24 protein-coding genes are annotated in these 20,034 nt (G+C 63.4%); 14 read left to right on the forward strand and 10 right to left on the reverse strand.

Annotated features, from left to right (window positions below):
* Position 1: 1 nt before the first annotated feature.
* From J2Y68_RS03960 to J2Y68_RS03975, 4 genes are all read right to left on the reverse strand, one after another.
* Entirely contained in the window at positions 2–367 is a 366-nt protein-coding gene (locus J2Y68_RS03960) for a cupin domain-containing protein (RefSeq protein ID WP_309990026.1), read from the reverse strand.
* Between the two features lie 29 nt (positions 368–396).
* Positions 397–1,128, reverse strand: coding sequence for a DUF72 domain-containing protein (locus J2Y68_RS03965; protein WP_309990029.1), 732 nt, complete (start codon positions 1,126–1,128; stop codon positions 397–399).
* Between the two features lie 42 nt (positions 1,129–1,170).
* Positions 1,171–1,392, reverse strand: a complete 222-nt coding sequence (locus J2Y68_RS03970; RefSeq protein WP_309990032.1) for a hypothetical protein — start codon at positions 1,390–1,392, stop codon at positions 1,171–1,173.
* Between the two features lie 89 nt (positions 1,393–1,481).
* Positions 1,482–1,940, reverse strand: coding sequence for a MarR family winged helix-turn-helix transcriptional regulator (locus J2Y68_RS03975; RefSeq protein WP_309990035.1), 459 nt, complete (start codon positions 1,938–1,940; stop codon positions 1,482–1,484).
* 139 nt (positions 1,941–2,079) lie between these two features.
* Here J2Y68_RS03975 and J2Y68_RS03980 point away from each other — a divergent pair, with 139 nt between their 5' ends.
* The 11 genes from J2Y68_RS03980 (at position 2,080) to J2Y68_RS04030 (ending at position 12,200) form a co-directional block, all read left to right on the forward strand.
* Positions 2,080–3,024 (forward strand): SDR family NAD(P)-dependent oxidoreductase, encoded by a 945-nt coding sequence (locus tag J2Y68_RS03980; RefSeq protein WP_309990037.1) that lies wholly within the window; start codon positions 2,080–2,082, stop codon positions 3,022–3,024.
* 2 nt (positions 3,025–3,026) lie between these two features.
* The gene (locus tag J2Y68_RS03985; RefSeq protein WP_309990039.1) at positions 3,027–3,917 is read left to right on the forward strand and encodes an amidohydrolase family protein; all 891 of its coding nucleotides are present in this window, start codon (positions 3,027–3,029) and stop codon (positions 3,915–3,917) included.
* A gap of 1 nt (position 3,918) precedes the next feature.
* The gene (locus J2Y68_RS03990; protein ID WP_309990041.1) at positions 3,919–5,115 is read left to right on the forward strand and encodes an acyl-CoA dehydrogenase family protein; all 1,197 of its coding nucleotides are present in this window, start codon (positions 3,919–3,921) and stop codon (positions 5,113–5,115) included.
* 31 nt (positions 5,116–5,146) lie between these two features.
* A complete protein-coding gene (locus J2Y68_RS03995) occupies positions 5,147–5,602 on the forward strand; it encodes a MaoC family dehydratase (protein ID WP_309990042.1) in 456 nt (151 codons plus the stop codon).
* A gap of 41 nt (positions 5,603–5,643) precedes the next feature.
* On the forward strand, positions 5,644–6,969 hold the full coding sequence (locus J2Y68_RS04000; RefSeq protein ID WP_309990045.1) for an MFS transporter: 1,326 nt from the start codon (positions 5,644–5,646) through the stop codon (positions 6,967–6,969).
* A gap of 11 nt (positions 6,970–6,980) precedes the next feature.
* The gene (gene menE, locus J2Y68_RS04005; RefSeq protein ID WP_309990048.1) at positions 6,981–8,531 is read left to right on the forward strand and encodes an o-succinylbenzoate--CoA ligase; all 1,551 of its coding nucleotides are present in this window, start codon (positions 6,981–6,983) and stop codon (positions 8,529–8,531) included.
* Between the two features lie 350 nt (positions 8,532–8,881).
* On the forward strand, positions 8,882–9,376 hold the full coding sequence (locus tag J2Y68_RS04010) for a DUF805 domain-containing protein (protein ID WP_309990051.1): 495 nt from the start codon (positions 8,882–8,884) through the stop codon (positions 9,374–9,376).
* A gap of 130 nt (positions 9,377–9,506) precedes the next feature.
* A complete protein-coding gene (lhgO, locus tag J2Y68_RS04015; protein ID WP_309990053.1) occupies positions 9,507–10,712 on the forward strand; it encodes an L-2-hydroxyglutarate oxidase in 1,206 nt (401 codons plus the stop codon).
* A gap of 79 nt (positions 10,713–10,791) precedes the next feature.
* The gene (locus tag J2Y68_RS04020; RefSeq protein ID WP_309990056.1) at positions 10,792–11,004 is read left to right on the forward strand and encodes a hypothetical protein; all 213 of its coding nucleotides are present in this window, start codon (positions 10,792–10,794) and stop codon (positions 11,002–11,004) included.
* Between the two features lie 131 nt (positions 11,005–11,135).
* On the forward strand, positions 11,136–11,438 hold the full coding sequence (locus J2Y68_RS04025) for a DUF4193 domain-containing protein (protein WP_211712788.1): 303 nt from the start codon (positions 11,136–11,138) through the stop codon (positions 11,436–11,438).
* Between the two features lie 216 nt (positions 11,439–11,654).
* Positions 11,655–12,200, forward strand: a complete 546-nt coding sequence (locus J2Y68_RS04030; protein WP_309990059.1) for an AMIN-like domain-containing (lipo)protein — start codon at positions 11,655–11,657, stop codon at positions 12,198–12,200.
* A gap of 113 nt (positions 12,201–12,313) precedes the next feature.
* On the opposite strand, the gene J2Y68_RS04035 is transcribed toward J2Y68_RS04030, so the two are convergent.
* Positions 12,314–13,852: an APC family permease gene (locus J2Y68_RS04035; RefSeq protein WP_309990062.1), complete on the reverse strand. Its 1,539-nt coding sequence runs from the start codon at positions 13,850–13,852 to the stop codon at positions 12,314–12,316.
* A gap of 217 nt (positions 13,853–14,069) precedes the next feature.
* Positions 14,070–14,849 (reverse strand): type I methionyl aminopeptidase, encoded by a 780-nt coding sequence (gene map, locus J2Y68_RS04040; RefSeq protein ID WP_309990064.1) that lies wholly within the window; start codon positions 14,847–14,849, stop codon positions 14,070–14,072.
* Between the two features lie 66 nt (positions 14,850–14,915).
* Between map and J2Y68_RS04045 the strand changes: the two genes are divergently transcribed.
* A complete protein-coding gene (locus tag J2Y68_RS04045) occupies positions 14,916–15,206 on the forward strand; it encodes a helix-turn-helix domain-containing protein (RefSeq protein ID WP_309990067.1) in 291 nt (96 codons plus the stop codon).
* Here the strand turns inward: J2Y68_RS04045 and J2Y68_RS04050 are convergent.
* Entirely contained in the window at positions 15,203–15,790 is a 588-nt protein-coding gene (locus J2Y68_RS04050; protein ID WP_309990069.1) for a helix-turn-helix domain-containing protein, read from the reverse strand. The genes J2Y68_RS04045 and J2Y68_RS04050 overlap by 4 nt on opposite strands.
* A 102-nt stretch (positions 15,791–15,892) precedes the next feature.
* On the opposite strand from J2Y68_RS04050, the gene J2Y68_RS04055 reads away from it, so the two are divergent.
* On the forward strand, positions 15,893–16,915 hold the full coding sequence (locus J2Y68_RS04055) for an NAD(P)/FAD-dependent oxidoreductase (RefSeq protein ID WP_309990072.1): 1,023 nt from the start codon (positions 15,893–15,895) through the stop codon (positions 16,913–16,915).
* Between the two features lie 67 nt (positions 16,916–16,982).
* The gene (locus J2Y68_RS04060) at positions 16,983–17,198 is read left to right on the forward strand and encodes a hypothetical protein (RefSeq protein ID WP_309990075.1); all 216 of its coding nucleotides are present in this window, start codon (positions 16,983–16,985) and stop codon (positions 17,196–17,198) included.
* Positions 17,199–17,298: 100 nt separating this feature from the next.
* On the opposite strand, the gene J2Y68_RS04065 is transcribed toward J2Y68_RS04060, so the two are convergent.
* The 3 genes from J2Y68_RS04065 to flgK are packed head-to-tail and all read right to left on the reverse strand — an operon-like array spanning position 17,299 to position 20,009.
* Positions 17,299–17,688: a flagellar assembly protein FliW gene (locus J2Y68_RS04065; protein ID WP_309990078.1), complete on the reverse strand. Its 390-nt coding sequence runs from the start codon at positions 17,686–17,688 to the stop codon at positions 17,299–17,301.
* Positions 17,685–18,572 carry a flagellar hook-associated protein FlgL gene (gene flgL / locus J2Y68_RS04070; protein ID WP_309990081.1) on the reverse strand — a complete coding sequence of 296 codons (888 nt, stop codon included), beginning with the start codon at positions 18,570–18,572 and terminating at the stop codon, positions 17,685–17,687. The genes J2Y68_RS04065 and flgL overlap by 4 nt, the downstream gene beginning before the upstream one ends.
* A gap of 3 nt (positions 18,573–18,575) precedes the next feature.
* Positions 18,576–20,009, reverse strand: a complete 1,434-nt coding sequence (gene flgK, locus J2Y68_RS04075; protein ID WP_309990085.1) for a flagellar hook-associated protein FlgK — start codon at positions 20,007–20,009, stop codon at positions 18,576–18,578.
* Positions 20,010–20,034: the final 25 nt, after the last annotated feature.

Below are 20,034 nucleotides of genomic sequence, written 5' to 3' on the forward strand. Positions count from 1 at the left end.
TTCAGGCGTCGAACTCCTGCAACTCTGCCGTCATCTCGCCGCCTGCATCTCCGGTATTCACGGTGCCTTTGGGCTCAATGAGGAGGGCCGACACTTCCGCTGCAGCCTTGGGGCAATGCTCTACACCTCGGGGAACGACGAAAACATCGTTAGGGCCGAGGATCACGTCGCGGTCGCGTAGTTGGATTGTCAGTTCGCCGGAGAGCACCATGAACAACTCGTCCGTATCGGGATGCGTGTGCCAAACGAATTCGCCCTGGATTTTCACGAGTTTGATGTCGTAATCGTTGATGCTGGTCAGCCTGTGTGGCTGCCAATGATCGGAGATCGAGGCAAGGGCATTTGTCACGTTGTGCACGTCAGTCACTGGCCCAATGTAGCAGCGACAAGTGAGCGTCAGCCCGCCCCAAGCAGCCACCGCAAAGTCTCAGCGTTCCGCACGGCGTTACCACCGCCGTCGTTGTTGAAGTAGGCGTACACGTCCTTGCCGGCGTTGCTCCACTCGCGGATCCGATCGGCCCACCATCGCAGGTCGTCATCAGAGTAGGAGCCGCCGTACAGATGCTGGTGGTCCGGGCCGTGCAGCCGAAGATAGACGAACGGCGCGGTGGCCCGGAGTATGCAGGGCAGGTTGGCGCCGCTCATGATGCAGTACGCGGCCTCATGGCGTTCCAGCAGCGCATACACGTCGGGGTGGTCCCAGCTGTCGTGCCGGAATTCGACGGCGACGCGGATCCAGTCCGGTAGGGCGGCCAGGAAGTAGTCGAGCCGGGCGTCGTCGCGGGCGAAACCGGGCGGGAGCTGGACCAACAGCACGGCCCTCTTGTCGCCCAGTTCGTGCCAACAGCGGACGATCCGCTCCACCCACACTTCCGGGCCGTACAGTTTCTTGGCGTGCGTGAGTCCTCGTGGGGCCTTGACCGACATGGCAAAGCCGGGTGGCAGGCGGTTCCGCCAGCTGGCAAACGAGGTGTCGCGAGGCCAACGGTAGAAGCTGGCATTCAGTTCGACGGTGTTGAACCGGGCCACGTAGTGAGCCAAACGCTTGGCCGTCGGAAGGCCAGGCGGGTAGAGCACGTTCTCCCAGTGGTCATAACTCCAGCCAGATGTCCCAATGTGGATGCCCATGCTGGGAATGTACCCGAGGGGGGTGCCCAATAACGCACTTCGCTACTGCTGGGCTGCGGTCCTGGCCATGAGGGCCTGAAGGTCATCTGCGACTTTGGCCACCTCGCGCTGACGGGCGCTACGGCTCGGCTTTGACCCGTGAGCTGCCGGGCGTGCCTGGCGGTTGGAGTTGTGGGATTGACGGTAAATCTGCGGATCACGCACGGGCTGCGCGTCGACAGTGACGGCGCCCTGGAGGGGATCGTGAAAAAGCGGGAGGTTCATGATCCCTGATCCTGACACAACGGCCGGGCCGCCGAAATGGACAGTTGCATACCGTCCCCGAGAGGCACTGTGCAGATGTCCATGGAGGCTTACCCCCACAGCGCCTTTTTGAGCAGCGCCCTGAGCTGTAGGTTCTCGTCCTCGCTCAGTCCCTCAAGTTGCGTCTGTTCGCAGACTTCAAGTGCCGCCCGGGCCTTGTTGTGGATCCGGCGGCCCTCGGCGGTGGAAACGATGATCTTGGCGCGTCGGTCCTGTTTACCCTGGGCGCGTTTGACCAGGCCTCGGTGTTCCAGGTCGTCAACCAGGCTGACAACCTGACTGGGGTCCAGGCTGAGGAAATCGGCCAGCTCGCGCTGGGTGGGTTCGAGTCCGCTGCAGGCGAGTGTCAGCACGGAGAACGACCGCTCGCGAAGGCCGTAGTCCGCCAGCGCCTTGTTGTTCAGGAGGGAACCGGTGGCGTGCAGTTTGGCCAGCAGCAGGCCCACGTCGCTGCCGATTTTGGCCGCGGCCAGGCGGGGGGTTTCCACTTCGGTGCTTTGCGGGCCCATGACAACTCCAATAGTAATGAAAAACAATCGTTGACTTTTTCAATGATCCGTATTCTCATTGATCATGACAAGGATCTCACGCCGCAGTGGGATCGGCCCCACCGGCTCCAGCCGGTTACTGCATGCGAAGGAGCACGCCATGAGCTTGAACGGCAAGGTTGCAATCGTCACCGGGAGTGGACAGGGTCTTGGACTCGCTTACGCGAGGGAACTCGCCCGCCAGGGTGCCGCCGTCGTGATTAATGACGTGAACCAGGAAACCGCAGCTGCTGCAGTCGCGCAGATTGAGGCCGACGGCGGCCGGGCCACCGCCGTCGTGGTCCCGGTGGGCAGCACGGATGCCGCCAAGGCGCTGGTAGCGGGCGCAGTGGACACGTTCGGGCGGTTGGACATCCTGGTCACCAACGCCGGCATCCTGCGGGACAAGAGCCTGCTGAAAATGACGGATGAGGACTTCGACCTGGTCATTAACGTGCACCTGAAAGGCACGTTCACCTGTGTCCGTGAGTCGTTCGCGTACTTCAAGGAAAACAACATTGCGGGCCGCATCATCACCATCGGTTCGCCCACGGGCCAGCGCGGAAACTTCGGCCAGACCAACTACGCCGCCGCCAAGGCCGGAATCGTAGGCATGGTCCGGACCTGGGCGTTGGAGATGAAGAGGGCCGGCGTGACGGTCAATTCCGTGATCCCGGTGGCCGCCACCGCGATGACCAAGACGGTCCCTTACTTCCAGAAGGCCGTGGAAGCGGACGAGCGCGGCGAGGCGATGCCGTCCTTCTTCCGCCACGACCTCGGTTTCGGAACGGCGGACGACGTCGCCGGGCTGATTGCCTTCCTCGCCTCCGACGAAGCTGCCGGGATTACCGGGCAGGCGATCGGCGCCGGAGGTGACCGGCTGCAGGTCTGGACCCACCCCGAAGCTGCGAGCACCGAATACCGCGAAGGGGGCTGGAGCTACGAGGCACTGCGGGAGAACGCCGGCACGCTCTTTGGCAAGGAAAACCTGCAGGGCTACGGCGAGGAATTCCTGCCGCTGCCCGAGGAACTGCAGCCCGAACCGGCCAAGGCTGAGGCCCGCTGATCATGGCCACCCGTTACGAACTGGGCATCGACGCGGCTGCCTTGGATGCGATCGACATGCACGTCCACCTCGAAGTGGACAGCTGCGGCCACGGATCGCTCCCAGATGCGCTCACGGAGGCCTCGGCCAAGTACTTCAAAGCGGAGGACCGGACCCCGTCGCTGGACAGGATCGCCGAGGTGTACCGCGAACTGAACATGGCCGCCGTCGTCTTTACTGTCGATGCACGGACCCAACTCAAGCATGAGCCCAACAGCATCCCGGAACTGATCGAGGGCGCGGCGCGGAACAACGATGTGCTGATTCCCTTCGGCAGCGTGGACCCGCGGACGGGCGAGGACGCGATCGCCGGAGCCAAGCACCAAGCTGTCGAGCTCGGTGCCCGGGGATTCAAGTTCCACCCATCCTTGCAGGGCTTTGACCCGTCCAACGAGCAGTTCTACCCGCTCTGGGAAACGCTCCAGGAGTTGGGCCTGCCGTGCATTTTCCACACGGGCCAGAACGGCATGGGCGCCGGTCTTCCCGGCGGGTTCGGGATCAAGCTGGCCTACTCCAACCCGTTGTTGCTCGATGCTGTCGCTGCGGATTTCCCGGGGCTGCAGATCATCATGGCCCACCCCTCGGTGCCGTGGCAGGACGAGGCGAACTCGATCGCGACGCACAAGTCCAACGTCTTCATCGATTTGTCCGGCTGGTCGCCGAAGTACTTCCCGGAATCCCTGGTCCGGCTCTCCAACAGTGTGCTGCAGGACAAGGTGTTGTTCGGCACGGACTTCCCGCTGATCACTCCACAGAAATGGCTGGGCGCCTTCGCGGACCTGCCGTTGAAGGACGAGGTCCGCCCAAAAATCCTCAAGGACAACGCCGTCCGGTTACTCGGGCTCGGTGGTTGAGATGTCCACGACCGCGCTGGAACAGCGGCTGTACGCCGTGGGGGACTGGTACGACGCCGAAGCGCTCCTCACTACCGGGGAAAGTACAGTGTTGGCCCGGCTTCGGACCTTCCTGGACGCCGAAGCGAAGCCGTTGCTGGCCGAGTATTGGGAACGGGGCGAGTTCCCGCAGCAATTGGCGCAACCGCTGATCGACCTTGAGCTGATGGAACCTTTCGACACTCCTGCCCGGGGCATCTACCAGGGTTTCCGGATCTTCGAACTCGCCCGGACCGATGCTTCCCTGGCCACCTGGTACACCGCGCAGGCAGGTTTGTTCCGGACAGCGATCCGGGTGGGCGCATCAGAGGAACAGCAGAAAGAGTGGATGCCCCGGGTTGTTGACTTCTCACTCAAGGGCGTCTTTTCGTTGACGGAACCGGAGCACGGTTCGGACATCGCCGGAGGACTGGCCACCACCGCCCGATTGGAAGAAGATTCCGACGGCGGAACATGGGTTCTGGACGGCGCCAAGCGTTGGATTGGGGGCGCCTCAACTGCGGATGTGCTGTGTGTGTTTGCCCGGGACGTCGCCGATGGACAGGTCAAGGCCTTCCTCGTGGACCGAACCGCCGCCGGGGTAAGCCTGGAGAAAATCACGGGCAAGACGTCCCTGCGGATGATGCAAAATGCGCACATCACCCTTGACGGGGTCCGCGTCCCGGAAGCCATGCGCCTCCACAACGTGAACTCCTTCAAGGACGTTGCGGCGATGTTGCGCGCCATGCGCTCGGACGTTGCCTGGATCGCCACCGGGGTACAGGCCGGAGCGTTCGAAGCCGCACTGGCGTACGTCAAGGAACGCCAACAGTTCGGCCGGTCGATCGGTTCCTTCCAACTGGTGCAGGAGAAACTGGCCCGGATGCTAGGCAACCTCACTGCATCCCTCTCACTCGTGGTGCGGCTGACTGAACAGCAGGCCGCTGGGATCGTGAGGGACCAGGACTCGGCCCTGGCCAAAATGCAGACCAGCCTGCTGATGCGCGAAACCGTCGCATTGGCCCGCGAAGTGGTGGGCGGCAACGGCATAACGCTCGCCGCCGACGTCGCGCGTTTCCACGCCGACGCAGAAGCTGTCTATTCCTACGAGGGCACCCACGAAATCAACGCCCTCATCATCGGCCGCGCCCTCACGGGCGAGAGTGCCTTCACCCGCTAAATCTCTGCAAACAACAACACAGGAGGCAACGATGCCCAATCTCGTCGTCGATTTCGACACCCTGCTCACCATGTCCGGCAAGGACCTGGGCACCACCGATTACCGTGAGATCACGCAGCAGCAGATCAACATGTTCGCCGATGCCACGGACGACCAGCAATGGATCCACACTGACCCCGAGCGCGCCAAGGACGGGCCCTTCGGTGCCCCGATCGCTCACGGTTTCCTCACACTCTCCCTGATCATTCCGTTCTGGGGAGAGCTGTTCGATGTGGACGGGGTTACCACCAAGGTCAACTACGGCCTGGACAAGGTCCGTTTCACGTCGCCGGTGAAAGTTGGCTCCAAAGTCCGCATGAACGGCACCATCGCCGAGGTCACCGAAGTCAAGGGCGGCGCCCAAATCAAGGTCAACGCCACCATCGAAATCGAAGGCCAGGAACGCCCCGCCGTCGTCGCGGAATTCCTCGCCCGTTTCTACAAGTAAACCCTCCACCAGCAATTTCCCTCCTCTCCCAAGGAACAGCCATGTCAGGACACACTGCGCTCGCATCTTCGAGCACGGCCGCCAAGCGCAAAGAAGCGCGCACGGTCATCTTGTCCAGCTATCTGGGCAGCACCATCGAGTTCTACGACTTCCTGCTGTACGCAACAGCCGCGGCCGTTGCTTTTCCCAAAGTCTTCTTTGCCGGCACGGACGAATGGGTTGGGGTGGTGGCTGCATACGCCACCTTCGCGGCTGGCTACGTCGCCCGGCCTTTGGGCGGCATCATCTTCGGCCACTTCGGTGACCGGATCGGCCGAAAAGGGATGCTCATCGTCTCGATGGCCATGATGGGCATTGCCTCCACGTTGATCGGCCTCATCCCCGGAGCGAACGTTATTGGTCCTTGGGGTGCCGTGCTCCTGGTGGTCCTCCGCGTCTGCCAGGGCATCGCCGTCGGAGGTGAATGGGGCGGTGCCGCGCTCATGGCGCTGGAACATTCAGACCCCAAGCGGCGAGGTTTCGCGGCGTCGTTCGTCAACGCAGGCGCGCCTACGGGTGCCGTCCTGGGAACAGTGGTCATGGGCATCTTCTCCGCCCTCCCGCAGGACGCATTCCTTGCATGGGGTTGGCGTGTGCCGTTCCTGCTGTCCTTCGTGCTCCTGATCGTCGGCATGTTCGTGCGGCTCCGTGTCTCCGAAAGCCCGATCTTCGCTGAAGCCGTGGCCAAGGAAAGCGCACAAGGAACCAAGCGCAAGATCCCGCTGCTGGAAGTGCTGCGGCGTCCGAAGGCCCTGATCATGATCATGTTCGCCGGTGCCGCCGGGTTCGGACTACAGGTAGTGCTGCCCACATTCTCCGTCACCTACGCGGTCTCCAAGGGCGCACCCCAGCAGGGCGTGCTCTATGCCTTCGCGGGAGCCTCGGCCATTTCCATTCTGTTCGTCCTCCTGGGCGGAAGATTGTCCGACCGTTTCGGACGGCGTCCAGTGATGGTCACAGGGTTGGCTTTGTTCATCCTGTACCTGTTCCCCATGTTCGGGATGCTCAGCTCGGGCAACATCGCCATGATCTTCCTGGCCTTCACCGTTGCCCTGATCCTGCATTCCTCGCTTTACGGGCCGCTGGCCGCGTTCGTGTCCGAGCAGTTCGGCACCACCAACCGCTACACCGGTGCCGCGGTGGGCTACCAGTTGGCCACCCTGATCGGTGCCGGCTTCACCCCGGGCATCGTGGCTGGCCTCTACAAGGACGCGGGGCAGAGCATCGTCCCCGTGGTGGTGTTCCTCTCGGCAATGTCCTTGGTGTCGATTGTCTTCATCCTGCTGACGCGGGAGTCTAAGAACAACGACCTTTCAACGGTCAGTTAGGAGTACGGACCATGGACAACAACGGAGTTGGATCCTGGCTGCACCGCCGCCGTGCCAAGTCCGGGGGCAAAGCGGCCCTCGTCTCCGGCAGCCGGGTCCTGGGCTACGACGAACTCTCCACCCGCACCGATCGCCTGGCAAATGCACTGGTCGCCAGGGGTGTGACCAAGGGGGACCGGGTGGCTTATCTCGGGGAAAACCACCCCTCCTTTGTGGAGACCTTCTTTGCCTGCGGGCTGGTCGGGGCCATCTTCGTGCCGCTCAACACCCGGCTCGCTGCCCCGGAACTGCAGTTCCAACTGCAAGACTCCGGCGCGCGGCTCCTGGTCAACGCTTCCGCTTTGGAAGTCGTGGCGTCCGCGTCCGTGACAGACACAGTGGTAACACACCGTCTTGTGGTGGCGCCCGACGACGGCACTGACAGTTCCGCTGACGAGCTGCCATCCGGCGTCGAGCACTATGGTGAGGTGATTGGGGCCTCCGCCGCCGTTGCCCTGGACGAACCGGTGACCCTGGACGACGGCGCCATGATCCTTTACACCTCCGGCACCACGGGCAAGCCGAAAGGTGCGCTGTTGACGCACGGCAACATCACCTGGAACTGCATCAACACGGTGGTGGACATGGACCTGAACCGCAACGACGTGGCCCTCATGATCTCGCCCCTGTTCCACGTGGCGTCCCTGGACATGGGCTTGCTGCCGATGCTGCTCAAGGGCGCCACCGTGGTTCTCGAAGCAAAATTCGACGCCGGACGGGTACTGGAACTGGTGGCACGGCACAAAGTCACCACGCTCAACGGCGTCCCCACCACCTTCCAGATGCTCTGCGACCATCCGGAATGGTCGACGGCGGACCTCAGCTCCCTGGACAAGCTCACCTGCGGCGGTTCTGCCGTTCCGCAGCGTGTCCTGGATGCGTATGAGGAGCGCGGCATCGGCTTCACCAGTTGCTATGGCATGACCGAGACCGCGCCCGGGGCAACCATGCTGCCGGTTTCCCGGTCGAAGGAAAAGGCCGGATCCGCGGGATTGCCGCATTTCTTCACGGATGTGCGGATCGCTGATCCCCTGGGCGGTGTTGCTGCTCGCGGCGCGGTGGGAGAAATCCAAGTGTCTGGCCCCAACGTCATCAAGGAATACTGGAACCGGCCGGAGGCAACCGCCGACAGTTACGCGGACTCTTCCTGGTTCCGCTCGGGCGACATGGGCCACCAGGACGAAGAAGGCTTCCTCTTCGTCTCGGACCGGATCAAGGACATGATCATTTCCGGAGGCGAGAACATTTACCCGGCCGAAGTGGAAGCTGCCATTGCGGAGCTGCCTTCGGTGGGGAGCGTGGCCGTCATCGGAGTTGCCGACGACAAATGGGGTGAAGTGCCCCGGGCCATCGTCACCCTCCGTGAGGGTGCCGCTCTTACGGAGGAACAGCTGCGCTCACACCTGGAGAGTCGCCTGGCCAGGTACAAGATCCCCAAATCGGTGGTGTTCGTCGAAGAAATGCCGCGGACTGCCAGCGGAAAGATCCGCAAAATGGACCTCCGCAAGCAATTCGCTCAATAAGGGTCCCCTGCCCCTGGACGCTCGCTCACATCCCGCCTGTTTGATGGGGGCGCTCTCTCACATCCCGCCTGTTTGGTTTGGGCGCTCTCTCACATCCCGCCTGTTTGGTTTGGACGTTCGCTCACATCCGAACGATGGCTGAGTGAGGGTTTGGGGGATGGGGGTGGTTTGTGAGTGAGGGTTTGGGGGATGGGGGTGGTTTGTGAGTGAGGGTTTGGGGGAAATAATCCGTCAACAGACTAAATCCGGGTTAACTTTGTCCATCAAACTGCTTTATTTGCTCCGGGGGCATTACGATAAGGCACGACTCATCACCTGAGCGCCTCACACCTACCCCGGGGGAAATACCAATGAGCACTTACCCGCAACAACCTCAACAGACCCAGCCCTACGCCGCACAAGCCGGCGAGCCACCACTGTGGGCTCCCTACTACGGCGCCCCGATCGGCGCAGCAGTCAAGCGTTTCTTCAAGAAGTACACCGCCTTCAGCGGCCGCGCCAGCCGCAGTGAGTACTGGTGGGTTGCACTGGTTCTGGGCGTCGTTGGCTTCGTGCTGCAGTTGCTCACCGGCATTCTCGGTGCAGCAGGTGCGACGGTCGACTCCAGCGGAAACTCCGTTCCGGGGCCGGGCGCCGTGGTCGGGCTTATCCTGATTGTCGTCTTCTACCTGGCCGTCCTGATCCCGTCCATCGCCCTGCTGGTTCGTCGCCTTCACGACGGCAACTTCAGTGGCTGGCTCGTCCTCATCGGCCTGATTCCGGGCCTTGGCGGACTGGCACTGTTGGTCTTTTCGCTCCTGCCGTCCAACCCGGCCGGCCAGCGTTTCGACCAGCCGACGGCCTAGTCTTACACGCACCAAACAGAAGGGGCGGCACCAGTGTGCCGCCCCTTCTGCGTGCCCGGCCTGCACCCGCCACTGGGCCGGCATGACATGCTGTGACTGACGCGGACCGACCCCAACGACGAGGAGTGCCATGTCCACACGAAGCATCAAGCGCGCCGCGGTGGTTGGCGGCGGGATTATCGGTATCGCGGTGGCCAGGGAACTCAGCAATACGCTCGACGACGTCCAGGTCACCGTTTATGAGAAGGAAGACCACCTCGCGGCCCACCAGACCGGGCACAACTCAGGGGTGGTCCACGCGGGCCTCTACTACGAACCCGGCGGTTTGAAGGCCCGGCTGTGCCGCCGGGGAGTGCAACTGCTCCAGGAATTTTGCGCGGCCAAGGGCCTGCCTTACGAGGCTTGCGGGAAACTGGTCATCGCCCAAACGCCCGAAGAGCAGAAGCGCCTGGACAGCATCTTCGCCCGTGCCACGGCCAACGGGGTCCCCGGAGCACGGATGCTGCGCGGCGACCAGATACCCGAGGTGGAGCCGAACGCCGTCGGGCTTTCTGCTTTGCACTCACCCGAAACGGCGATCGTCGACTACACAGCTATTACCGAAGCGCTCGCCGACGACGTCCGCACCGTCGGCGGGACCATCCGCCTTGGGACGGAGGTGACGTCGCTGGAACAGCAGGGGAGCGGCGTGGTGGTGGCCACGAAAGACGGCAACGAACACTATGACCTGGTGGTTACGTGCGCAGGCCTTCAATCCGACCGCCTCGCCAAAGCAACAGGAGAGCCCTCGACTCCGCGGATAGTGCCATTCTTCGGGCAATACTTCCTTCTGGGGCGCGAAGCCAGGGAGCACGTGAAAGGCCTGATTTATCCGGTGCCGGACCCGAAGCATCCTTTCCTCGGCGTGCACCTGACCAAACGCATAGACGGCGAAATGATGCTGGGCCCCAATGCGTTTATCTCCTTTGGGCGTGAATCCTACGCTTGGAAAGACGTGAATGTCCGCGACGTCCTTGATTACACGCTCTTTCCGGGCTTCTGGAATTTTGCCCGTCACAACGTGCCGTCTGCCGCCCGGGAATTCCAGACCGTCATCAGCAAGAAGAAGTTCATCCGCGAGGCAATGCGCTTCGTGCCCTCGCTCGAGGGTGCCAGCGTCCTGCCTGTTACGCGCGGAGTACGTGCCCAGGCCATGAATGGTGACGGTTCGCTGGTGGACGACTTTGTGATTGCACGACGCCGGGACACGGTGATGGTTCGCAACGCACCTTCGCCGGGGGCAACGTCGTCGATGGCCATCGCGGAGTACATCGTGGAGCAGGCACTGGCTGAGTGAACACGGACGGGCCTGACAGTTAACAAGCCCGTGACGTACCTGAAACCGCCCCGGACCACGCGGTGGATAGCGTGGCCGCATGATCGCATCGACTCTTGGAGGCTGGGCCGCCACCGTGCTCGCCAAGCTGGGCTCCGTGATTGAAGCCGCCTACGTGATGGACTGCGCTGGGCCGGACTCGGGGAGCCCCGGATCCGGTGCTGCGGATTTGACGTGGTTGCCGGCACTCAGCGGGGTGACCGTTGCAGGTTCGCAGGCCATTCAATCCCACGCTTCGAGGCAAGGAATATAGCCTTCGGCAGTGTCGGAAAGCCTGAGAATGTTGCGTTGGGCACACTTTTCGTCCATTGCGGGTGCCATGCCCTAAACTGCATCACTGAGGTGCCGGAATAGGCACTATGCAGCAACGAAAGCGAACACTCAATGGCTACTGATTACGACGCCCCGCGCAAGACAGAAGAAGAGTCTCCCGCTGAATCGCTTGAGGCCCTCCAGGCATCCCGTGGCGGCGGTGCCCAGACCGCGGTCATCGACGTTGAAGACATCGACACCGCAGAAGGAATCGACCTTCCCGGCGCTGATCTTTCGGGCGAAGAGCTGACCGTCATTGTGGTCCCTGAGCAGTCCGACGAATTCACCTGTGGTTCCTGTTTCCTGGTCCGCCACCGGTCGCAGGTGGCTTTGGAAAAGAATGGCTTGAAGTACTGCAAGGACTGCGAAGGCTAGGTAACGCCGGGGTCTCGTTATCTTCGATCACGAACTAAGGTATGGAGACCCCATTTTCGGCCCTTGAACACCGCCTGCAGTGCCCTGCCATGACCCTCCCGTAACCGATCGGCGCACCCTTTAACGGTTGCGTGCCGAAGTGGCCACAACCCGCCCCAAGCCCCTCCCAGCCTCCTAATGTTGAAGTATCAACGTCGCCTGAAGGGGGCACAAAAAATGAGGAAATTGGGAGCGGGTTTGGCGGCCGTGGTGGCAACAGCCGGACTCGGTCTGGTGGCGCCGGGACCAGCCTCGGCCGCCACGTATTGCGGGATCTCGTGGGGTTCACTGGCCAAGGCCGATCCCGATATGAGCGCCGCCAACGTCACAGGCGTCCGCACCGGCCAGCAGCCGTGCTTCGACCGCCTGGTGATCGATATGGCCGGGAAGGTTGCCGGCTATTCCGTGCAGTATGTTCCGGTGGTGACCCAGGACCCAACCGGCTTCCCCATTCCGGTGCTGGGGGACGCGGACCTGCAGGTGGTTGTGACGGCGCCGGCGTACAACCAGAGTGGCCAGCCCACCTATGAACCCGCAGCCAAGGCGGAACTGTCCAATGTTTCCGGGTACCAGACGTTCCGGCAGGTGGTCTTCGCGGGCAGCTTCGAAGGAACCACCAGCGTTGGGCTAGGTGTCCGTGCCCGGCTTCCGTTCAGGGTTCTCACCTTGGATGGGCCCGACGGCGGGTCCCGCCTGGTGGTGGACGTCGCCCACCACTGGTGATCAGGACGGCTGCGGCTCGCCAAAACGCGGGAAAGCGGCCAGTTCGCGGGAGACTTCCCTGCGAGCTGGCCGCTTTCCCACGAACTCGGCGGAACGCGAGCCGTGCGGACCGGCTACTCCGGAACTACCAGTGCCGGGGTGTCCTTACGGATGGTCTCGCCGCGGAAGAACCCGGGACGCATGCGGGCCTGAACCAGCATGACCACGCCACCCAGGGCCAGGATCCCGATGCCAAGCACGAACACGAGTCCCACACCGAAGATTTCCGAACCGCTGCCGAATTCCGGATCCCAGCTGTCCACGGCGGTCTGAATGAACACCACGAACAGGCCCAGGCCACCCAGCAACGGGCAAACGAGCCGCAGGAAGAAGTTCCGGGCGCTGGAGAAGACGCTGTTGCGGAAGTACCAAACACAGGCGATCGCGGTGAGCCCGTAGTAGAAGCAGATCATCAGGCCCAGGGCCAGGATGGTGTCGTTAAGGACGTTCTCGCTGATCACGTGCATTACGGCATAGAACCCCGCGGACAGGACGCCCGCAGCAACGGTGGCGAAGCCCGGCGTCGAAAACTTCTTGCTCATGTGGCTGAACCGCCCGGGCAGGGCGCCGTAGTGCGCCATGGCAAGCAGGCTGCGGGACGGCGACGTAAACGTGGACTGCAGGGAGGCCGCGGAGGAGGACAGCACCGCGAGGGACATCAGGATGGCGAACGGACCCATGACCGGGGAGGCCAGCGCGGTGAAGACGTTTGCATGGTTCTCGGCGTTGTTCAGGCCGATTCCCGTGTCACCTACACCGGCGAACATCATGGTGGCGATGGTGACCAGCAGGTAGATGCCCAGGACGATGACAGCGGTGAGCGTTCCTGCGAGTCCGGCTGTCTTCTTGCCGTTGGCCGTTTCTTCGTTGACCGTGAGGCAGACATCCCAGCCCCAGTACACGAAGATCGACAACGAGATGCCAGCGGCAATTTGGCCGAAGGTTTCCACCTTGGTCACGTCGAACCAGTCCCAGCTGAACGGGATTGCGGTCTCGGAGGTGGACCAGTTGGCAAACGCCATGGCGACGAACAGGCCCAGGACCAGCAGCTGGAAACCGACCAGGCCGTATTGCACGATCTTGGTGGTGTGCAGGCCGCGGTAGCTGATCCAGACGGCCAGTGCCACGAAGACGAAGCAGGTGGCAACGTTCAGGAGCTTGTTCGAGGCCAGGTCCGCAAGCTCGGGTGAGCCCGTGGCCTGGGCCAGGAACAGGTAGAAGAAGTCCACCGCGACGCCTGCCAGGTTGGACAGGACGATGATGTTCGCTGCGAGCAGGCCCCAGCCACCCATCCAGCCAACCCACGGGCCGAAGGCCTTGGTGACCCAGGTGAAGGTGGTGCCGCTGTCCGGGGAGTCAGCGTTGAGCTCCCGGTAAGCGAGCGACACCAGGATCATGGGAATGAACCCGATCAGGAAAATGACGGGCAACTGGAGCCCGACTTCGTTGACGGTCGGGCCGAGCGCACCCGTCAGGGTGTACGCCGGGGCGATGGTTGAAATGCCAAGAACGACGACGGCGAGGAGCCCCAACTGCCCCGTCTTCAGTCCCTTGCCGCTGATGTTGTGCGACTCTGCAGCGTCGATGCTGCTGCGGCGGATTGTCTGGCTCATGTGGGGCCCTTTCTAGATGGCCGAAGGTTGTTGCGTGGTGCTGGCCAAGGAGGTAGGGGCTTCGAGGCGGGAAAGTTCAATCATGGTGGCATGTACTCCGGTGAGACGACAGTCACTAAATGAATAGCGTTCATTTAGTATGGCTTGTGTCACGCCCGGGCGCAAGGCCCAAAATGAATCCAATTCATATGTGACTTCTCCGACCCGGTCGGGCGGCTCAGTTGCCGAGGGTTGGCAGTGTCAGGATTTCCGCTCCGTTGCTGGTGATGGCGATGGTGTGCTCACTGTGTGCCGTGCGGCAGCCGGTGACGCTGCGCAGGGTCCATCCATCGGCGTCGGTGACAAGCTGCGCGGTGTCCGCCATGACCCACGGCTCGAGCGCCAGCAGCAGTCCGGGGCGCAGTTTGTATCCGCGTCCGGGGCGGCCCATGTTGGGTACGTGCGGGTCCTGGTGCATCGTGGATCCGATGCCGTGCCCGCCAAATTCGACGTTGACCGGGTACCCGGCGTCGGTGAGAACGGAACCGATGGCGTAGGAGAGGTCGCCGATCCGGGCACCCGGGCGGGCTGCGGCAATCCCGGCACGCAGGGCGCGCTCGGTCACTTCAATCATCGCCACGCTTTCGGCGGGCTTCGAGTCGCCCACGATGAAGCTGATCGCGGAGTCTGCTGCAATGCCTCGAAGGGAAACCGCGAGGTCCAGGGTCAGCAGGTCGCCGTCGGCAAGGGCGTAGTCGTGGGGCTTTCCGTGGAGGACGGCGTCGTTAACGCCGGTGCAGATGTAGTGCCCGAAGGGTCCCCGGCCAAAGGACGGTGCGTAGTCGACGTAGCAGGACTGTGCGCCCGCTTCAAGGATCATTTCCTTTGCCCATTGGTTGATGTCCAGGAGGTTCGTGCCCACTGTGCATCGGTCCCTGAGTGTGTACAGGATGTTGGCGACCAGGGCGCCGGAATCCTTTGCTCGGAGCAGTTCGGTGGGGGTCAGGATCTCGATCATGGAGGCCTTTCGCGGGATTACCAATAACTATCCCGGCCATATTATCCCGGTATTACAATTGGAGCCATGGTCAGGCTGCCCCTCACACCCGCAGAGGCCGAGCGCGGACAGCGTCTCGGCGCCCTTTTGCGACGCGCCAGGGGAGGGAGGTCCATGCTCGAAACCGCGCTGGATGCCAGGGTTTCCCCTGAAACCCTCCGGAAGATCGAATCCGGGAGGGTAGCAACCCCCGCCTTCCCCACGGTGGCCGCGATCGCCGACGTCCTGGGCCTCTCCCTCGATGAAGTGTGGGCCGAAATCAACCAACCCGAACCCGGGACCGCCCGACGCGGCGAGCGTGAACGGCTCGCGTCCTAGCCCTGGCGCTGTGGGCGTGCCCGCACATGCATTCGTTCGCCCTGTTGACCGAAGAGTGTGAGCAGCTCCACCGGGTCCTTGGTGGCGCTCGCAAACCAATGCGGCGTTCGCGTATCGAATTCGGCCACTTCGCCAGGCTTGAGCACAAAGTCGTTCCCGCCCAGGACCAGTCGCAGCCGGCCATTGAGGATGTACATCCAGTCGTAGCCCTCGTGTGACTGCGGCTCAGGAGTTTCCTTGCCGGTGGCGCCCCTGAGCACCATCTTGAATGCCTGGATGCCGCCGGGTCGTCGCGTCAAGGGAAGTGCCGTGCCCCAAGGGTGGACGTGCGGCTTGAGGTGGATGCGTGGATCGCCGGTTTCCGGGGCGTCAATGAGCTCCTCCAGCGGGACCTGATGGAGTCGCGCCAAGGGCAGGAGCAGCTCCAGCGTCGGCTTCCGTTGGCCCGACTCCAGCCTGGAGAGGGTGCTGACGGAGATGCCTGTGGCTTCCGAAGCTTCCGCGAGGGTCACATTGCGCTGCGTCCGCATCGCCCTCAGGCGGGGACCGACGGCGTCGAGCATGGGGCTGAAGTCTGTTGCCATGGATCCAGTTTGCCATAGTGGCAAACTTCCTTGCCGTTTGAAGGCGACGTGCCAAACCATGGAAGAGGCGGCGTAGGGCCGCTTCGATGACGTGGAGGCATAGTGGGTCAGCAAACAATAAACAGCCGGATAGCCGAACAGTACGACGTAGTGGTGGTTGGTGGTGGCGCAGCTGGGTTAAGTGCGGCCGTCAGCTTGGGACGTGCCCTTCGCTCGGTCCTGGTGATCGACGCCGGCGAACCCAGGAACGCGCCAGCGGCCGGAGTGCACAACTTCCTCTCCAGGGATGGAATCAGCCCTATGGAGCTGCAGGAATTGGGCCGCCGGGAGGCAATCCATTACGGGGCCGACGTCGTGCGCGGGGAGGCCGTCGCGGCGCGTTCCACGGGGGAGCAGCGTACGACGGCGGAACCGGGCACCGTTGGGCCGCCCGCCTTTGAGGTGGACCTGGCGGACGGCCGCACCGTGGGTGCCCGGCGCCTGCTGGTGACCACCGGCGTGGTGGACATCCTGCCCGACGTGGAGGGGATCCGGGAGCGCTGGGGCAAAGACGTCCTGCACTGCCCGTACTGCCATGGGTGGGAAGTCAGGAACAAGGCAATCGGCATCCTGGGATCCGTGCCCATGGCCTTGCACCAAACACTGCTGTTCCGCCAGTGGAGCCCCTCCATCACGCTCTTCCTCAACGACATTGTGGAGCCAACCGAGGAGCAATGGGAGCAACTCGTGGCCCGTTCCATCACCGTGGTGGAGGGCAAGGTCCGTTCCCTGGAAGTTGCCGACGATGCGTTGGCCGGTGTGGTCCTGGAATCCGGAAAGGTGGTTCCCGTGGACGCACTCGTGGCCGGGCCGCGGGTGGAGGCACGGTCCGCGATCCTTGAGTCCTTGGGTATCTCCACGGTGGAACACCCGATGGGCGTGGGCCGGCACGTGGAAGTGAGCCAGCCCGGCGGGGCTACCTCGGTCCCCGGGGTGTGGGCGGCCGGAAACGTCACGGACCTCACGGGCCAGGTCATGGCGTCGGCAGCGTCAGGGGGCATGGCCGGGGCTGCCATCAACGCGGACCTGATCCTTGAAGAGACCACCCTGGCCGTGGAAGCTGCTCGGTTGGCTGTCCGAATCTGAGCAAAAGGGTCGACGTACGGACCAAGAGCGAGGACCATTAAGGGACAGCCGTTGAAGGAGGTTGGGTATGTGCTACGCGTACTATGACGACTTCGAGCGGCGCACGAAGAAGGACTCCGCGCGCAAGCCCGAGACTCACACGTCTGAGCCAGTCAAGGAAACAGAAGCCGCAGCACCGAGCCGTCCACGGACGGAAGGAACGCTGTGGACCTTCCTGGCCCGCCGTCGCAGGGAATTCGAGGTTTCCGAACCGAAGATCGACCGCATCCGCGAGAAAGTCTAGGCATCATCCTGGACTGAACCGAAGAACTGACCCACCTGAAAGGCGCTGCTGCGGCAGCGCCTTTTCGCTGCGCAGACCGTGTCAACAACCTGCCGGGACACTACACCTGGCGTGCAAGCTCTGCCCGGAGCGGGTACACGGCGCCGTCCAGGATCACTTGGAGGCAGGTGCCCTCCGCGTTGACCAGGAGGGGTGCCATGAGGTTCACGGTGGTCTTCTCCGGAGCCGGGTTGACCACCACCAGGACCGTCGCGTTGGCAACACTGGCAAGCCCCAAGGCCTCCAAGGACGCCGCCGGAACGGCCGGCTCATAGTCCGGAACGTACACGGAGGCATCAGCTACGAACATCCGCACGCGCGGCTTTTCCACTTCCAGGGCGTAAAGACCTTCTGCGCCGGCGATGCCGCGCAGGGAGAATCCCTCGGCTGCTTCCAGCCCCGGCATGGGGGAGGCAAAAGCGAGGGTGTCGAACGCCAATGCCGTGTTCATCGGAGGAAGTCCATGAGCGTCGGCTGGAGCACCTTGGCCGAAACGGCGAGTGCCACCTGGTAGTTGGTTTCCTGCAATTTCAAATCCATGACCGCCTTTCCCAAGTCCATGTCTTCCACACGGGACCTTTGACTTTCCAGCGTAGCCTTCATCCCCTCCAGCGAGTCCTGGGCCTGCCCGAGCCGCGTTTGCCGCATGCCGACATCGGAGCGGCCGTCGATCACGGCCTTGATCCGGTCGCCGATCGCGGCCAGCCGGGCGTTGGGGTCGGCGCCGGAACGGATATCGGCGACGACGTCACTCACCAAGGCGAAAACGGAGCCGGTGCCATCCCCGAAGATCGCACCGCCGTCGGAATCCACGCGCACTGTCCGGGCCGCGTCAACGCGACGTTCCACGGAACCACCTCCAGCGCCCATGTACGTCGGGGGAGTGGTGCTGGTGAACGCGCCCACAGTGTCCGAACTGCCGGCGAAGACGTTGCGGCCCAAGTACTGCGTGTTGGCCTGGGTCAGCAGGTCCTTGCCTAAGCCTTCGATCTCGACGGCGATGGCCTCCTTGGCGCTGCTGTTGAGCGTGCCGTTGGAGGCCTGGACCACGAGGTCGCGAACGCGGTTGAGGATGTTGGTGGACTGTCCCAAAGCCGTGTCCGCAGCAGCGAGCCAGCCATTGCCGTCGCTGATATTGGAGCCGTACTGCGTGGCCGCGCTGAGCTGGGCGCGCATGGCGATGGCTTGGGCGGCACCCGCGGGGTCGTCGGATGGGCGGCTGATGTTCTTCAGCGTCTGGGCCCGTTCCTGCAACTCGGCGAGTCGGGATTGGGCGGTCTGGAGGTTCCGCTGCGCGGAGGCTGACATCATCTGGTTGGTGACGCGATTGAGCACGGCTTACCTTCCCACCAATCCGGTGCGGTTAATCAGGACATCCAGGGCTTCGTCGATAGCGGTCATGACGCGCGCCGCAGCCTGGTAGGCATGTTGGCTGGCGAGAAGTGCGACGTTCTCCTCATCAAGGCTCACCGAGGCGGCAGAGGAACGCTGTCCGACGGCGGCGACAGTCGCCGCGTCTGCCAGCTGCGAGTGCTGCTGGGCTGACCTGGAGGCCATGCCAATGCCAGCCACCACTCCGTTCCAGAAGGTGTCAGGTGCGTCCGGCTTCGAGCCGATTTGGGCCACGGCGTCCGCGATGCTCCCGTCCAGGGAGCCGGCCCCGGGTGCGCCGGTGGCAATGCCCGCGGCACTGGTGGGAACCACCCGGAGGGACAGTGCGACGGGGACGCCGGGCGTGCTGGTGAAGAAGTCGAGGTTGCCGGCACCGCTGGCCGTCTGGCCTGTGCGGTGGACTGCATTGACGTCGTTCATCATCTGGGTGGCAAAGGCGTTGTAAGCCGCTGCTGCTTCGGCGATCGCGCCCCCTGTTCCGGCTCCCTTGCTTCCCGCAGCCGCAGGGGCCAGGAGGGAGACCGCTCCGGCGAGTTGGCCGCCGTCGAGGTTAACCGCAAGGCCGGAGCGGTCCGCCCACTCCAATTGAACCGGCTGTCCGGAGCCGCCCATGGAGGTTTGTCCCGCCAGAGTCAGCGCGCGGTGCGACGTCCCCGATACCAAGGCGTTGCCGCCGATGAACACGTCGGCGGTGCCGTCCGGATTCTCCCGGACGGTGCCGCCCGCCAGCGCAGCTATGGACTCCGTCAGCTGGTTCCTCGTGTCAATGAGTTCGTTCGCGGAACCCCCCGAGGCCAGGACCGAGCGGATGGTGGCGTTCAAGTCGGCCACCCTGCCTGCTGTGTCGTTCAGTTCTTCCACGGTGGCCGAGGTTTCGCCACGCACCCGGCTCCACTGGGCGTCGAGTGCTTTGTAACCGGCTGAGACAGTTTCGCTGAGGGTAGAGGCAGCTTCAAGAAGGACCGACGCCGGAGCGGATTCGCCTGGGTGGTTGGAGACTCCCTGCCATGATGCCCAAAAGGTGTGCAGCGCCGTCGAAATTCCGTGCGGTCCGGGTTCCTGCAGTGTGTCTTCAAGCCGTTGGAGTTCCGTGGAACGGATCCCCGCGAAGCCGGACTGCGCCCCGGTCCTGCGAACCCCGGCGTCCAGGAAACTGCTGCCGAGCCGCGCGATACCGTCCACCGAGACGCCTTGGCCGGCCTGGCCCGTGGCGGGGTTCAGTCCAATCGGGGCGGGCGCGCCGATGGCCGACTGGTCCAGCCGTTGGCGGGTGTAGCCGGGGGTGGTGGCGTTGGCGATGTTCTGGCCCGCCAGGTTGATGCCCTGCTGTGCCGCGGTGAGGCCGCGGTATGCCGTGTTGAGTCCGCCGAAAGTGCTCACGTGATGATGTCCTTTTCGCTGAGTG

The organism is Paenarthrobacter nitroguajacolicus (assembly GCF_031455195.1).
Taxonomy (GTDB): Bacteria; Actinomycetota; Actinomycetes; order Actinomycetales; family Micrococcaceae; genus Arthrobacter; species Arthrobacter nitroguajacolicus_D.